This window comes from Pseudomonas putida, from assembly GCA_041071465.1.
GTDB lineage: Bacteria > Pseudomonadota > Gammaproteobacteria > Pseudomonadales > Pseudomonadaceae > Aquipseudomonas > Aquipseudomonas putida_P.
Window position 1 is genome coordinate 5527899 of record CP163498.1, and the last position, 15332, is coordinate 5543230.

The following is a 15332-nucleotide window of genomic DNA, read 5'->3' on the forward strand; positions in this document are numbered from 1 at the left end:
CGGGGGCCTTTCTTCAACAGAACCGGAAGGCATCCGATCATGCGCATTATCGCCCTGGCGTTTCTGCTGTGCCTGGCCAGCGTGAGCGAAGCTGCACAAATGCCACTGTCCGTCCTGCCGGGCGGTGCTGTGGTGTTCAAACCAATCCAGAGCGTTCGCGAGCGCAAGTTCGCCGACCTGGTGCAACAAAAGACCGACTTCAGCTGCGGCGCCGCCGCGCTGGCGACCATCCTGCGCCAGGCCTACTGGCTGGATGTGGACGAACACCAGATCATCGAAGGCATGCTGGCCCACGCCGACCAGGACCTGGTGCGCACACAAGGCTTCTCGATGCTCGACATGAAACGCTACGTCGAGAGCCTGGGGATGCGTGCCCGCGGTTACCGGGTGGCCCCCGACACCCTGCACAGCGTGCGCATTCCGGTCGTGGTGCTGATGGATGTGCGCGGCTACAAGCACTTCGTGGTCATGCAGAAGGTCGACAAAGGCTGGGTGTACGTCGGTGACCCGGTGCTGGGCCACAGGCGCTACAAGATCGACGATTTCCTCAAAGGCTGGAACGGCATCATCTTCGCCGTGATCGGCCAAGGTTACGACAAGAACAACGTCCTGCTCGACCCGCCCCTGCCACTGACCGCCAAGGGCCGGGTGAACAACTTCACCCCAGTGAAGGACACCGAGCTACTGGACTTCGGCTTCATCAAAAGCGACTTCTTCTAACGACTGTTCTAATGACAAGGAGCATGATGCTCCAGGGAGCATTTCATGAAGACTTCATTGTGGCTGGCCATGGCCTGCCTGGCAGCCAGCTTGCCCAGCCACGCAGAGGCGTTCAAACCCATCGAACTGAAGGACCAGGAGCTGGCGAACCTACGCGGCCGTTACGTGATGCCCGGACGAATCGTGAGCTTCGGCATCGTCATGTCCAGCACCTGGCAAAATGCCAAGGGCGATGTGATCGGGGCAACGTCAACGCTGCAGGTTCAGCAGTCGACCATCAAGCCTCAGTTCTATGTCTCGATGATTGATGAAAAAGGCACCGGCACGGCACCGAGCGGTGCCTCCGCCGCCGGGACTGGCGTGGTCACAGGTGGCAACGGCCTTGCCACCACCGAGGGTGTGACCCAGGTGGTACGCGCGGCCGGCGACAACAATGCCGCCTACAACAACGTCGACATCAACGTGACCAAGGCCAACCAGGCTCCCGCCGTACAACAGCAAGGGCAGGTACTGGCCGCCGGCCAGACCCTGGTTGGGGAGAACGGCGCTGGTGCGCTCAGTGTGTCTTCCAGCGGTGTGGGCGTGCAACTCAACATCAATGCCAGCAATAACCAAGGCAGCAGCATGCAGCGGCTGGCCCAAGGCGGCCTGATGCAGAACTCGACACTGCTCGGCAACGGCAACCTGGTCAGCAACGTCACATCATTGAATGTCGTGATGCGTGAGAGCGTGCCGACCGCGGCTTCGCTCAACGGCAGCCTTGACCAGCTCAAAGGTCTTCGCACCTTCGGATACTGATCTACGCTCAGTCTCATCAAAAGTAGTTGGAAGGGACGGCAACTCCATGTACCGATCTTTTACGCTTAGAGCTTTTGTGTGTTTCGCTACCCTGGCCCCCGCCACAGCACTTTACGCAGCCGCCGACCCTCAGGTCGAAGCGCTGAAACAGGAACTGATCGAACTCAAACGTCGGTACGAGGCACAGCAACAGGCACTGATGGTGCTGGAGCAACGCGTGCGCCAGGTTGAGGAGGCCCCTGCAGCGGCGCCGCCCAAACGCCTGGTCAAGTCCCCCGCCGAGGGGGTGAAGGGTGCGCAGACTGTCGCTTCTGGCACGCCTGGCACCACTGGTAGCTCGTACGGGCAGGCGCTGACGGCCGATTCCGAACCGGCGCAAAGCGTTTCCAACCTCTATGACGAAGCCAGCGGGTTCTTTGGCGGCGGCAAGTTCAGCTTCGAAACAGGCGTCACGTATACCCATTACGATACCCGGGCGCTTACGCTCAATGGCTTCCTGGCGCTGGACTCGATCTTTCTGGGCAGCATCAACCTTGACCGGATCAAGGCCGACAACTGGACCCTGGACATGACTGCGCGCTACAACCTGGCGCAGCGTTGGCAGTTCGATATCAACGTGCCCGTGGTGTACCGCGAGTCCACCTACTCGTCTGGCGGCGCCGGTGGCGCCGGGGCCAGTACCTCCGATGCAACCGTCACTCGCGACCCTGAAATTGGCGATGTCAACGTTGGAGTGGCCTACAAGTTCCTCGACGAGGACGAAACCTGGCCTGACGCCGTCGCCACCCTGCGGGTCAAGGCGCCGACCGGCAAGGACCCGTATGGCATCAAGCTGCGCGAGGTAGACGGCAACAGCAACCTGTCGGTGCCGGAAAGCCTGCCCACCGGCAACGGCGTATGGTCGATCACACCGGGTATCTCGCTGGTCAAGACCTTCGACCCGGCTGTGCTGTTCGGCAGCCTGTCCTACACCTACAACATGCAGGACTCGTTCAGCGACATCAGCCCGCAGGTCAACAGCAAGGTGCCGGGTGACGTCAAGCTCGGCGACTCGTGGCAGATCGGCGGCGGTATCGCCTTTGCCCTGAACGAGAAGATGAGCATGTCGTTCTCGGTGTCCGACCAGTTCGCCCGCAAGAGCAAGATCAAACCCGATGGCGGTGACTGGCAATCGATCTCCAACAGTGACTACAACGCCGCCAACTTCAACATCGGCCTGACCTTCGCCGCCACCAACAACCTGACCATCGTGCCCAACCTGTCCATTGGTCTGACCGACGATGCCCCAGACTTCTCCTTCAGCCTGAAATTCCCTTACTACTTCTGAGACTTGCCATCGGCCGAGCCCGTGCGAACGGGCCCGGCTTTTGGTTACCAGCCTTGTAACCGCCCGCCTTCCCTGCCCCGGCCTGTTATCATCAAGCACAGATGCATGACGATTTAATGGCAAAAGGGAAGTTTTTGTGAAGAACCTGTCCGACCACCCACGCACCCGGCTTGCCGCTTTGGCAGCCTTGGTGTTGGTGATCCCACTGGGTACGCGCGCCATGCTGGGTTGGTCCAACCCGCTCGGTTACCTGTCCGACCTCGCCCTCGGCAGCCTGCTGGTGCTGTTGCTGCACCGCCGGCCGTGGTGGCTGGCACTGCCCGTGCTGCTGGCCTGGGCGGCCCTGTGGGTAGCCTCGGCCGAACTCGTAAGCGCGGTGGGCCGGTTGCCCACCAGCGCCGACCTGACCTACCTGCTCGACCCGCAGTTCATGGAGAACTCCACCGGTGGCGGCCTGGCCCATGCCTGGCTGCCTTGGGTGCTGGGCAGTGCTCTGCTGGCCTGGCTGGCCTGTGCCTGGCGCAGCCGCGCACAGCGTAGCCAGCCACTGCCGCGCAAGGCCTGGGCCATCCCCGTACTGCTGTTTGGCGCCCACTGGGGCAGCCAGCAACTGGTGCCTTCCGATGCCGACCAGTGGCGGCAATACAACCTCACCCACCAGCTGATGTCTGCCGGGGCTGGCAACCTGCAACGCCAGGTCGAAGGCTGGCTTGGCCGTACGCAACCCTTCACCCCGCTGGCCAGCAGCGGCTTGACCCAATCCGACCTGCATGGGCAAAGGCTGTTTACCGGCCCGGGAACTGCCCGCAACCTGCTGGTCATCACCATGGAAGGCATCCCCGGCGCTTACCTGCGGCCCAACCGCCAGGCGCTGAACAGTCGTTTCGACGAAGACCTGATGCCCAAGCTCAGCAAGTGGGCCGAGCGCGGCATGAACACCCCGGACTACGTGCTGCACACCCACCAGACCATCCGCGGCCTGTACGCGATGCTGTGCGGCGACTACGACAAACTGGCCAATGGCACGCCCAAGGGCGTGGAGCTGCTGACCCAGAACGAGCGCAACCAGGCTTGCCTGCCAGCACAGTTGCGCCAGGCCGGTTTCACTACCCACTACCTGCAAGGCGCGGGCCTGCGCTTCATGGCCAAGGACCGCATCATGCCGCACATCGGTTTCGATTCGGTGCATGGCCTGGAGTGGTTCCGCAACAAGAACTACCTGGACTTCCCATGGGGCAAGGATGACCGCGCCTTCTTCGAGGGTGCCCTGGGCTACGTCGGCCAGTTGCAGAAGCAGGACAAGCCATGGATGCTGACCCTGCTCACCGTGGGCACCCACCAGCCCTACTCGGCGCCGGCCGAGTACCTCGAGCGCTACGACACGCCGAAACAGGCAGCGGTCGCCTACCTGGACGACGCCGTCGGGGCATTTCTCGACAACCTCGAACGCCAGGGCGTACTCAAGGACACGCTGGTGGTGCTGACGTCCGACGAGTCCCATGGCATCGATGGCGTGCGCCTGGCTTCGTCCTGGGGCTTCAACCTTACCCTGGCGCCGGAGCAGGCCCAGCTACCGACCATCAAGCGCGGCACCTACGGCCACATCGACCTGGCCACCTCGTTGCTCGACTACTTCGCACTGCCCATTCCTGTCGCGCTTGGCGGTCGCTCGCTGTACCGTGACTACGACACCGGCCGCGAGATGATCTCCTACACCAACGGCATGCTGCGCTACCACAACGGCCAGGGCGTGTTCACCGAATGTGACTTCCAGCAGCGCTGCCGGCGTTATGCCAGCGAGGGCTTCATCGCCGACCAGGCCCGCTATCTTGGGCCAGGCGACAGCCTGCTGGGCCAGCAGATCGGCGCCCTGGCCGGGGTGCTCGACCAATCCCTGCTGCAAACCCCGCTCAACCTGCGCTACCAATTCGGCGGCCCTTCGCCGATCAAGTTGCGCAAGCGCATCCACGATGACTGGGCCGACAACCTGATTGGCGCACAGTACCTGGAAATGCCGGAAGGCTCGCACACCCGTGTGCGGGTCAAGGTACGCTCGCTGGACCCTAAACGTGCGGCCTATATCCAGCTCAAGGCCAAGCAGTTGGAGCAGGACGTACCCTTGGGCCTGCCACAAGAGGTAAAGGTCACCGCCGACGAGCCGCTGGAGATGGAGTTCAGCTTCGACAACCCGACCGAGCGCAAGGCGTTTTCCTTCCATTTGCTGGGCTATGGCGGCGGCAAGGTGGAAGTCAGCGATTTCAGCGTGATCACCGCCCTGCCTGGCGAGGATGACGGCGCCGATGAGCTTGCCGAGGGGCATATCGCCCACTCGGGCTGAGCAAGGTACCGCTCATCGCCCGGCCACCGGTGCCTGTCGATTCGACCTGGGCGTGCTCGACTAAGGTGTGAATCCCCAGCGTGGAGACAGCACCATGAGCACTAGCGACAGCAGGCACCCGGTGGTTTCTCGCAGCCAGTGGCTGGCAGCTCGCCGGCAACTCTGGCTGCACGAAAAAGCCTTTACCCACCACCGCGACGCACTGGCCGCAGCCCGTCGCGCCCTACCTTGGGTCAAAGTCGAACACGACTATCGTTTCAACGGGCCGGACGGCGAATTGAGCCTGGCCGACCTGTTCGCGGGTCGCAGCCAATTGCTGCTTTACCATTTCATGTTCGCCGAGGGCTGGAGCGAGGGCTGCCCCGGTTGCTCGTTCCTGGCTGACCATTTTGACGGTGCCAACTTGCACCTTGCACACCACGACGTGTCCCTGGTTGCGGTATCGCGGGCACCGTATGCCGAGTTCCAGGCGTTCCGTCGGCGCATGGGCTGGCAGTTCCCGTGGTACTCGTCACACGGCAGCGGTTTCAACGAAGACTTTGGCGTAAGTGTCGGCAACGAGGGTGAACGGCAGTACAACTATGAGCCGTATAACGGCAGTGAAAGCGAGCTGCCTGGCTTGAGTGCGTTCTACCGCGAAGCGGACGGCAGCGTGTACCACACCTACTCAACCTACGCCCGCGGGCTGGACATCCTGGTCAATACCTACAACTTCCTCGACATTGCGCCACTGGGACGCAATGAAGGCGGGACCATGGACTGGGTGCGGCACCATGACCGCTATGAAGGGCAGCCAGACAAGGCACACTGCTGTCACAACTGATACAGGGGCCGCACGATGTCAGCCACGCACACCCAGCATCCCGCGCTCGACGATGAAGTCGATCACCGCCTGCAGCCCTTCGCCCTTCTTCAGGTTGCTGAAGGTCCAGGGCCGCTGCGGCCGCATGCGCTGGGTGTCGCGCTCCATCACTTCCAATGAAGCCCCTACATAAGGCGCCAAGTCGGTCTTGTTGATCACCAGGAAGTCCGACTTGGTAATGCCCGGCCCGCCCTTGCGGGGGATCTTTTCGCCCTCGGCCACGTCGATCACGTAGATGGTCAAGTCAGCCAGCTCCGGGCTGAACGTAGCGCTGAGGTTGTCACCGCCGCTTTCCACGAAGATGACTTCGAGGTTACCGAACTTGCGTGCCAGCGCTTCGACCGCCGCCAGGTTCATCGAAGCGTCTTCCCGAATAGCCGTATGTGGGCAGCCGCCGGTTTCCACGCCAACGATGCGCTCAGGCTCCAGGGCGCCGGCCTCGGTGAGGATGCGCTGGTCTTCCTTGGTGTAGATATCGTTGGTCACCACGGCAATCTGGTAGTGATCACGCATGGCCTTGCACAGCGCTTCCAGCAGCGCGGTCTTGCCAGAGCCGACCGGGCCGCCGACACCGACGCGCAGGGGTTGTTTATAGCTTTGCATGCAGGCAGTCCTCAGGAACGGAACAAACGGGTGTATTGGGTTTCGTGACGCGATGAAGCAATGGCCAGCAGTGGCAGGCCACCGCCGAGCTGGTCGTCGCCCAGGCCCAGTGCCTGGTCGAGCGCAGCGGGCAATTCGTTGCCGAGGTCGCGCAGCAAGGTCTGGGCAGCCTGCTGGCCGAACGGCACCAGCTTGACCCCGGCCATGACCGCGCCCTCCAGCCAGGCAAAACCATGGCCCAATGCCAATTGGCGCAGCGGGATGGCCCAGTGCGCGGCCAGCCAGGCCATGCCGCCCAGCTGGCTTAACTCAAGGCTGGCGCGCCAGGCCGGTGCCTGGCCCAATTGCCAGCCGTCGAGCAACCGCGCCAATGCCGCACCGCGCTGCTGTTCTTCCAGCCGCAGCTCGGCCGTTTCACGGTTGGCCAGCAAGAACCGGCTCCAATGGCCGAACGCTGCGGCATCTTCGGCCTGGCATGCGTGGTACAAGCGCGCCAGAACCGGCCAGTCGAGGCAAGCCAGGGTGTCATGAACCTGCTCGCGTTGCCAGGCAACGAAGCCGTCCACGCCACGCACCCAGCCGGCCTCGACCGCCCACTCCAGGCCTTGCGAGTAGGTGAAGCCGCCCACCGGCAAGCCGGGGCTGGCCAGCTGCAGCAGGCGCAGCAACGCCAGGTCGCTGTTCATCAACCGGCCAGTACCAACGCGGCGCCGGCCAGCAGGCCACCGCCAAAAGCCTTTTGCAGGCCGCTGTGGCGGCGCAGCAGGCAACCAACCGCGAAGCCGGCCGCCAGCAGCAGACCGCTGACGGTGACGAAGCCAGCACTGAACTGCCAGAACGCGCTTGGCGTGGCTTCTACACCGTGGGCCCAGCCATGGAACAAGGCAAACACCGGCATGGCCATTGCCAGCAGCAACTGGCGGCTCGGCAGCAGCACCGCCCCGGCAGCCACCAGCAGCGACGCGGCAATCAGGGCTTCCATGCCCAGCACATCGCCGAACAGGTGCCCGCACACAGCGCCTGCGAACATTGCAGCCAGCGTAGCCAGGGGCAACGTCAGGCTGCGCCGAGTCAACGCGGCAAGCACCCCAGTGCCCAGCAGCATCAGCAAGTGATCGAGCCCGGTAAGCGGGTGCAACAGGCCGTCCTGCAGCGGGTTGCTGTCATGACCAGGGTGGGCAAAGGCTGGCAGCGCCAGCATCAGCAGAAACAGGGCGAAAGTCTTTTTCATCGGTTGCTCCAGGGCAGTTCAGGAATGGGCAGGCAGGCGTACGAACGGGTGATCGTGGCCATGAGCATGGCTGTGGCCATGGGGTGCACTTTGGTAAGCGCCCGCTTCCGGCTCGAACGGGGCCTGTTCGGCCTCGACCGTCAGGCCCAGGCCACGCAGCATGTCGTCCAGCACATGGTCGTGCTGAAAGCGCAGCAGGCCGGGTTCGATCTGCAGCGGCACATGACGGTTACCCAGGTGGTAGGCGGCGCGGGCCAGCAAGTGCGGGTCGGCGCAGCGCACCGTGGACACTGCCTCGGGCGCCGCCAACACGCGGATCAGGTGGGTGCCATCGGCATCGGCCAGCAGTTCACCGCCGCGCAACAGGTGGCCGCGTTCGAGCATCAAGCCGGCCTCGCGGCCATCGTCCAGGGTTAACCGCAAACGACTCTTGATGCGACTGTCCACATCGAGGGTGACGGTGCCACTCACAGCAAGCGTGCCGGGTCGCTGATACGGCGGGTCAAGACAATCATCGGTGCTCCTTCAGAACAGAAAGTAACGCTGGGCCAGCGGCAGTTCGCTGGCCGGCTCGCACACCAGCAGCTCACCATCGGCACGCACCTGGTAGGTCTGCGCATCGACTTCTATCAGGGGCTGCAGGGTGTTGTGGACCATGTCGGGCTTGCGTACCCGACGGCAGCCGTTGACCACGCCAATCAGGCTGCGCAGGTTCAGTTCCTCGGCCAGGCCACGGTCCATGGCAGCCTGGGGCAGAAAGGTCATGCGCGTGGCATGGCGTGCCGCGCCCAACGCGCCGAACATCGGCCGGTAGTGCACCGGCTGTGGCGTTGGAATGGAGCCGTTGATGTCGCCCATCGGCGCCGTGACAATCATCCCGCCCTTGAGCACCAGGGCCGGTTTGACCGCGAAGAAAGCCGGCGACCACAGCACCAGGTCGGCCAGCTTGCCCACCTCCACCGAGCCCACTTCGTGGCCGATGCCATGGGTGAGTGCCGGGTTGATGGTGTACTTGGCGATGTAGCGTTTGACCCGGAAGTTGTCGCTGTAATAGGTGTCCGGTGCCAACGGCCCACGGCGTAGTTTCATCTGGTGCGCGACCTGCCAGGTGCGCAGCACCACTTCGCCAACCCGGCCCATGGCCTGGGAGTCGGACGAGGTCATGGCAAAGGCGCCCATGTCGTGGAGGATGTCCTCGGCGGCGATGGTCTCGCGGCGGATGCGCGATTCGGCAAAGGCCACGTCCTCGGCGATGCTCGGGTCCAGGTGATGGCACACCATGAGCATGTCCAGGTGCTCGTCCACGGTGTTGATCGTGTACGGCAGGGTCGGGTTGGTCGAGGACGGCAGCACGTTGGCCTGCCCCGCCGCGCGGATGATGTCCGGTGCATGGCCGCCACCGGCCCCCTCGGTGTGAAAGGTGTGTATGGTGCGGTCGCCAATGGCCGCCAAGGTGTCTTCGATGCAGCCCGACTCATTGAGGGTGTCGGTGTGAATCGCGACCTGGATGTCCATTTCCTCGGCCACGCCCAGGCAGCAGTCGATGGCCGCTGGCGTCGAGCCCCAGTCCTCGTGCAGCTTGAGGCCAACTGCACCGGCCGCGATCTGTTCTCGCAGCGCTTCAGGCCGCGAGGCGTTGCCCTTGCCGAGCAAACCGATGTTGATCGGCAGGCTGTCGGCGGCCTGCAGCATGCGCGCCAGGTACCAGGGGCCCGGCGTGCAAGTGGTGGCATTGGTGCCGGTGGCAGGCCCGGTGCCGCCGCCGATGAACGTGGTGACACCGCTGTTCAGGGCCTCGTCCACCTGCTGCGGGCAAATGAAGTGGATATGCGAGTCCACCCCACCGGCGGTGACGATCTTGCCCTCGGCCGCGATTACTTCGGTCCCCGGCCCGACCGGCACGTTCACCCCTGGCTGCACATCGGGGTTGCCGGCCTTGCCGATCACCGCGATGCGCCCGTGCTTGATACCGATGTCGGCTTTGACGATGCCCCAGTGGTCGATGATCAGGGCATTGGTCAGCACCAGGTCCATGGCCTCGGCAGCCAGCATCTGGCCCTGCCCCATGCCATCGCGGATGACCTTGCCGCCGCCGAACTTCACCTCTTCGCCATAAACCGTGAAGTCCTTCTCTACCTCAACCCACAGTGCGGTATCGGCCAGACGCACGCGGTCGCCCACGGTAGGGCCGAACATGTCGGCATAGGCCTGGCGGGAAATACGGCTCATGCCCTGCCCTCCAGCGCGCCCATCACCTTGCCCTGAAAGCCGTACACCTCACGTTTTCCGGCATAGGCCACCAGTTGCACGGTGCGTGCCTGGCCCGGCTCGAAGCGCACGGCCGTGCCGGCCGGTATATCCAGGCGAAAGCCCAAGGTTGGCGCACGGTCGAACACCAGCGCCTCGTTGACTTCAAAGAAGTGGTAGTGCGAGCCGACCTGCACCGGTCGGTCACCATGGTTGGCCACCGTTGTAGTGACCGTTTCACGGCCACTGTTCAACTCGATGTCGCCTGCGGCGACCTGGACTTCACCTGGGATCATGCTGCCCTCATTGGTAGTTTCAGACGATGGGGTCATGTACGGTCACCAGCTTGGTGCCATCCGGGAAGGTCGCTTCGACCTGCACGTCGTGGAGCATTTCGGCGATACCGGGCATCACCTGCTCACGGGTCAGCACCTCGCGCCCCAGGCTCATCAGCTCGGCGACCGTCCGGCCATCGCGGGCACCTTCGAGCACAGCGGCACTGATCAGCGCCACCGCTTCCGGGTAGTTGAGCTTCAGGCCACGGGCCAGGCGACGCTCGGCCAGCAGCGCGGCAGTGAACAGCAGCAGTTTGTCTTTCTCTCTCGGGGTAAGCTCCATGGGGCTCTCTCAGGTGGCCCAGATACGCGGTGGGCAGGATGGCAGGCCGAGGATGGCCGGGCGCAGTACATGCCACAGGCGTTGCAGGGTGCGTTGCAGGTGTTGGTTGTCGTGGTCGAGCAGGCGGATCACCAGCAGCGACCCGAGCAGGGTCGCGCCAGCCGGGTTGCCCAGTTCGTCGAGCAATGAGCGGACCTGCTCCAGCACGGCCTGATCGGCCGGTGCGGCACAGAAGGTGGCAAGCAGCGGATGCCCGCCAAGCTTGTCCAGATGCCCGCCGGCGATACGCAGGCGCTCATGCAGGCCAACCTCGTCGGGCAGTTCGATGTGCAACAGGCTGTACAGGGTGCCGTGGTCGAAACGCTCGTGCATGACCGGGCGGCCCAGGCACAGGGTTTCCCAGGCCAGCAGGCGGGCGCCCGGCTCAAGGCTGAAACGGCTGGCAAGGCTGGCGCGGGCGCCCGAGAAGAAGATGCTGTCCTGCGGCAACCACTCCAGGGTGCTGCCAGCGGCCAGGTGAAAGCGTTGGGTCAGCCGCGCGGTCGGGCCGATGCTGCGGTAGAACTTGCTGGCGCCGGGCATGGTCAGCAGCGCGTGGCTGCCCGGCTCCAGGTGAATGTTCAGCTCCAGGCGGTCGCCGGCGACGATGCCTCCCGGTGGGTGCAATACATAGACATGGCACGGCGAACCTTCGGGATAGAAAGGCCGCTGCACCAAAAGAGGTCCGAAATGTTTCCACGCACCAAGGCGGGTCACGTCGCCACGCTGGACAAAGCGCAGTTGCAAGTGAGCGCTCCAGCCCGCATCGCCTTGTTGTTGTTCGATCTGCTCCGCGAGCGACATCCTGCGGCCCCTGAAATACGTGGCCTGCTGGCCGTTTAGAGGGTACGGCGCGGGCGGCTGCTAGCGCGCACGGCCTGACCACTCGATCAAATTCGCAGGCTGGATATAGCAGGTTGCGGGCCAACTTCGCAGGTGAACGATGATGAAACTTTTGCCGCGACCGCTCTGGCATCGGGCATACAGGAGATGGCGCACAAAGCGGGGGCGCGCTTGGGCCCTGTTTCGGTGCTATACGTGCAGATGGGGCTGCTCTGCAGCCCAAACAATCAAAGCTCAGTAGTCGAAGCGGTCCACCGCACGCCGGCGCTCGTTGTCATCACGCCGGTCATAGATGGCCGTGGTCTGGATATTGGCATGGTGCGCCAGCTTCTGCGCGATCGACAGGTCGTGCTCTTCGATCACACGGGTAATGAACGCCCGGCGGAAGTCGTGCGGCATGATCTTCACCCCCACCTGCGCGCCGCGCTGGCGGGCGATGTAGTAGATCGCATGCTTGGTGATTCGCGCTCGGGTGATGTGGCTGCCACGACGGATGCGGTTGAACAGGAACGGGTCATCTTCCGCCCGGCAGGCAGGTCCTGGCGGCGCAGGTCAAGCCAGGCTTGCAACTTCTCGAACGCCCACGGCGGTGCGTACTTGACCAACTGGTGGTTGCCCTTGCCCACCACCTGCAAGCTGCGCGCTTGGAAGTCGACCTGGTCGAGGTCGATGTCGACCGACTCCGACTTGCGCATGCCTGTGCCGTACAGCAAGGCAATGATCGCCGCGTCACGCACCCCCTGTGGCCTGGGGTCGGCCGCGCACACGTCCATCAACTCGCGAATCAGGCTGCGCCGCAGGTTGCGCCCTGGCGGCAGGCGGGTGCCCGTGGCCGGTTTGACCTCGCGAATGCGCAACAGCAGCTCATGGTCGATCAGGCCTTGGCGCCAGGCCTCGTTCATCACCCCGCGAATCGCGTTGACATACAGCGATGAGCTGTTGGGCGCGTAACCGTCGGCCCGCAGCGCCGCCACCAGCGCGATCACATGGCCGGGCTCGAGCCGATGCCAGGGCACATCGACGATGTTGCAGTCGACAAAGCCGAGCCGATCGGCGGCGTCCTGAAGGATGTAGCGCATGGTTTGCTGGCTGGATGGGGCCAGGCGGGCCATGTACTGCAGCAGCGGATTTTTCGAGAGGTCGGACAAAGCGTGAATCCTGTAGCGAAGCGTCAGCCGGGAGCAAACCGGCAAACCCTGAAGCAAGTCAAAACGACATACATGCAAGTCCCAATGACCGCGAAACGCGCATGTCATTCGGACCCTGAGCAGTGCCATCACCTTGATATTCAAGGGCTTTGCAACTGGCACGGATCGTGATCTTACCCCAACTGAAGCCTACTGAACGAACCAAGGACCGCCCATGCTCGTGCAACCGATCGCTTCACGCCCACGCCAGGCCGTCTGGGGCCTAGGTTTTCGCCCGTTCTTCCTGGGGGGCAGTTTATTTGCGTTGGTCGCCTTGTTGTTGTGGGTCGGTGTACTGACCGGGGCGCTGGCCCCTGCCCCGCCGGGCGGCATGCTCGCCTGGCACCGCCACGAAATGCTTTACGGCTTCGCCGCTGCCATTATCGCGGGTTTCCTGCTGACCGCCGTGCAGAACTGGAGTGGCATCCCTGGCTTGAGCGGGCGGGCGCTGCAGGGTGTGTTCCTGCTTTGGCTGCTGGGCCGGGCAAGTTGGTTCCTGCCGTTACCGGGTGGCTTGCTGGTGCTGATCGAAGGCAGCTTCCTTCCGCTGGTGGCGCTTAGCCTGGCGCGACCGATCGTGCAACGGCGCCTGCGCAACAATTACCCGATCGTCGGCCTGGTAATGTTGATCGCCGCCTGCCAGTGGCTAACCTTGGCCGGCTGGCTGCGCCAGGACGAACTGTGGCAACGCCGGGGCGTGTTTGCCGGGTTGTGGCTGGTGGCGGCGATGATGACCGTGCTCGGCGGCCGGGTCATTCCGTTCTTTACCCGCCGAGGCCTGGGCAACATGAGCGCGGCCCCTGCCCGCCCATGGCTGGACCGGGCCTGCTTGTTGTTCAGCGTGGCCGTACCTTTGGCGTTTGTCAGTGGCCTTGCCGATACACCGCGTGCCAGCCTGGCGGTGCTGTTCTTTGCACTGTTCACGCTGCACTCGGCCCGCCTGGTGCTGTGGCACGACCGTGGCCTGTGGCACGTACCGCTGCTGTGGTCGCTGCACCTGGCCTACGCCTGGATCGCCCTCGCCTGCCTGGGCATGGCACTGTGGCACGCCGGGGTGGCACTGAACCCTAGCCTGGTGACCCATGCCCTGACGGTCGGGGCCATGACCGGGCTGATCCTGGCCATGATGGCGCGGGTCAGCCTGGGCCACACCGGCAGGCCATTGCAGGTGCCAACCAGCATGGTTTGGGCTTTTGCCCTGATGCAACTGGCGACCTTGGCGCGGGTGGTTCTGCCGCTGTTCTCATCGCTGGGGGTTAGCCTTTCGGCACTGTGCTGGTGCCTGGCACTGCTGCTATTCCTGCGCCATTATCTCCCCATCCTGTTGCAGCCGAGGACAGACGGCATGCCGGGCTAACGGGCTCGCCGAAATGGGCCAGTCGTTAACGTCAATCGCTTGTAGCCGCGTAGATGAATTCACCTACCTTCTCACCAAGCACTTCCCTCTCGAGGCCGCCAACAGCCCCTTCAGCTCCGACCCGTAGAATCCCACACACTGGAACGCTGATGCCGCCAGCCCCAACCGCAAAAGCCGCGCATAACGTACCGGCGGCCAATCCAGCGCCAGTGGAAACGAGCGCACTTAACCCAAGGCTTCCGGCAAAACTAACTGCCTCTGTCATTCGGATCTTTCTGCACACCTGCGTCTCACCGGCCCGGCAAACCTTCTGAATGTTCATGCAAGACGAAGTACCTCCGAGCCCAATTGCAGCATGCCCACCCTCTTTAAGGTACTTACCGAGCCGCGCCACCTTATCCAAATGCGTCGCATACCCCGCAATCTGCCCCGGGCCTCCCGCTTTCGACCAATGGTGCACCAGGCACTTGGTCGAAATATTCAAACGATTCTTCAGCCGTTCATAGCGCCCCAGATTCACCTGCTTGTTAAGGAATGCCGCCTTCAGCTGATCATCCAACTGCTGTAGTAACTGCCGGCGTTCGGCAAAGAAAGCCGGGCTGTAGTTGATGTGCAATTGCTCGATACGCATCAATGTATGAATGACCCGCTCCAAGCCTTGATCCAGCTTGTCCCTCCCCACGCCCATGGACAGGCTGGCGTTGCCGAGCAAACCGGCGATATCGGCCTGGTGCTGCATCATGAAGTCCGCTTCAGCGAAATCGAGCACCTTCAGCGCGTACCGCGCGTGCTGTGCAGCTGCCATCAGTTCTCGCTCCTCGCGCCCCCAGGCATGTTCGTTGTCAGGGTCACCCATGACGAAGATTTCACCTGCCTTGAACCCTTGCTCGAACGTCGGGTTGAGCCGCTGTAACAGGGAAATCGGCAACGTGGCAGCGTGCTCGGCCAGTTGCAGCAGCACCTGGGGGAACGACATGCGTCGAGGAACCACGTAAAAGCCAGGCTCCAGCGTACCAGGCAATGCGTCGACTGCCTGACCTTGTCCTTCCAGATTGGCTCGCATAAACAAACTCCCTGTGCATGGTCCAGGTTGGAAAACCTAACATCAGCAAGGGAGTTGTAATCGTCACCCGTTGAAATTCAGATACGTCCTACAAGTCAG

At 63.3% G+C, this 15332-nt stretch carries 14 protein-coding genes and 2 pseudogenes; 6 read left to right on the forward strand and 10 right to left on the reverse strand.

Going from position 1 to position 15332, the window contains the following annotated elements; translation table 11 throughout:
* Positions 1 to 39 precede the first annotated feature (39 nt).
* The 5 genes from AB5975_25440 (at position 40) to AB5975_25460 (ending at position 6006) form a co-directional block, all read left to right on the forward strand.
* The gene (locus AB5975_25440) at positions 40 to 720 is read left to right on the forward strand and encodes a C39 family peptidase (GenBank protein XDR19802.1); all 681 of its coding nucleotides are present in this window, start codon (positions 40 to 42) and stop codon (positions 718 to 720) included.
* A gap of 45 nt (positions 721 to 765) precedes the next feature.
* Positions 766 to 1518: a hypothetical protein gene (locus tag AB5975_25445; GenBank protein ID XDR19803.1), complete on the forward strand. Its 753-nt coding sequence runs from the start codon at positions 766 to 768 to the stop codon at positions 1516 to 1518.
* A 46-nt stretch (positions 1519 to 1564) separates the two neighbouring features.
* Positions 1565 to 2845 (forward strand): hypothetical protein, encoded by a 1281-nt coding sequence (locus AB5975_25450; GenBank protein XDR19804.1) that lies wholly within the window; start codon positions 1565 to 1567, stop codon positions 2843 to 2845.
* A 136-nt stretch (positions 2846 to 2981) separates the two neighbouring features.
* The gene (locus AB5975_25455; protein XDR19805.1) at positions 2982 to 5183 is read left to right on the forward strand and encodes an LTA synthase family protein; all 2202 of its coding nucleotides are present in this window, start codon (positions 2982 to 2984) and stop codon (positions 5181 to 5183) included.
* Between the two features lie 94 nt (positions 5184 to 5277).
* Entirely contained in the window at positions 5278 to 6006 is a 729-nt protein-coding gene (locus tag AB5975_25460; protein ID XDR19806.1) for a DUF899 domain-containing protein, read from the forward strand.
* 18 nt (positions 6007 to 6024) lie between these two features.
* Here AB5975_25460 and ureG read toward each other — a convergent pair whose 3' ends face one another.
* From ureG to xerC, 9 genes and pseudogenes are all read right to left on the reverse strand, one after another.
* Positions 6025 to 6648, reverse strand: a complete 624-nt coding sequence (gene ureG / locus AB5975_25465) for an urease accessory protein UreG (GenBank protein ID XDR19807.1) — start codon at positions 6646 to 6648, stop codon at positions 6025 to 6027.
* Positions 6649 to 6659: 11 nt separating this feature from the next.
* Positions 6660 to 7334 (reverse strand): urease accessory protein UreF, encoded by a 675-nt coding sequence (locus tag AB5975_25470; GenBank protein XDR19808.1) that lies wholly within the window; start codon positions 7332 to 7334, stop codon positions 6660 to 6662.
* Positions 7334 to 7879 (reverse strand): HupE/UreJ family protein, encoded by a 546-nt coding sequence (locus tag AB5975_25475; protein XDR19809.1) that lies wholly within the window; start codon positions 7877 to 7879, stop codon positions 7334 to 7336. The genes AB5975_25470 and AB5975_25475 overlap by 1 nt, the downstream gene beginning before the upstream one ends.
* Before the next feature lie 18 nt (positions 7880 to 7897).
* Positions 7898 to 8394 (reverse strand): annotated as a pseudogene (ureE, locus tag AB5975_25480) (urease accessory protein UreE).
* A gap of 10 nt (positions 8395 to 8404) precedes the next feature.
* Positions 8405 to 10108 (reverse strand): urease subunit alpha, encoded by a 1704-nt coding sequence (gene ureC, locus AB5975_25485; GenBank protein XDR19810.1) that lies wholly within the window; start codon positions 10106 to 10108, stop codon positions 8405 to 8407.
* Positions 10105 to 10422: an urease subunit beta gene (locus AB5975_25490; protein XDR23030.1), complete on the reverse strand. Its 318-nt coding sequence runs from the start codon at positions 10420 to 10422 to the stop codon at positions 10105 to 10107. Before AB5975_25490 ends, ureC begins: the two co-directional genes overlap by 4 nt.
* Positions 10423 to 10441: 19 nt before the next feature.
* Positions 10442 to 10744, reverse strand: a complete 303-nt coding sequence (locus tag AB5975_25495) for an urease subunit gamma (GenBank protein XDR19811.1) — start codon at positions 10742 to 10744, stop codon at positions 10442 to 10444.
* A 9-nt stretch (positions 10745 to 10753) separates the two neighbouring features.
* Positions 10754 to 11587, reverse strand: coding sequence for an urease accessory protein UreD (locus AB5975_25500; GenBank protein ID XDR19812.1), 834 nt, complete (start codon positions 11585 to 11587; stop codon positions 10754 to 10756).
* A 273-nt stretch (positions 11588 to 11860) separates the two neighbouring features.
* Positions 11861 to 12774 (reverse strand): annotated as a pseudogene (gene xerC / locus AB5975_25505) (tyrosine recombinase XerC).
* A gap of 214 nt (positions 12775 to 12988) precedes the next feature.
* Here xerC and AB5975_25510 point away from each other — a divergent pair.
* Positions 12989 to 14170 (forward strand): NnrS family protein, encoded by a 1182-nt coding sequence (locus tag AB5975_25510; GenBank protein ID XDR19813.1) that lies wholly within the window; start codon positions 12989 to 12991, stop codon positions 14168 to 14170.
* Between the two features lie 31 nt (positions 14171 to 14201).
* Here AB5975_25510 and AB5975_25515 read toward each other — a convergent pair whose 3' ends face one another.
* Complete coding sequence (locus tag AB5975_25515; GenBank protein XDR19814.1) at positions 14202 to 15233, reverse strand: hypothetical protein; 1032 nt, start codon at positions 15231 to 15233, stop codon at positions 14202 to 14204.
* Positions 15234 to 15332 lie beyond the last annotated feature (99 nt).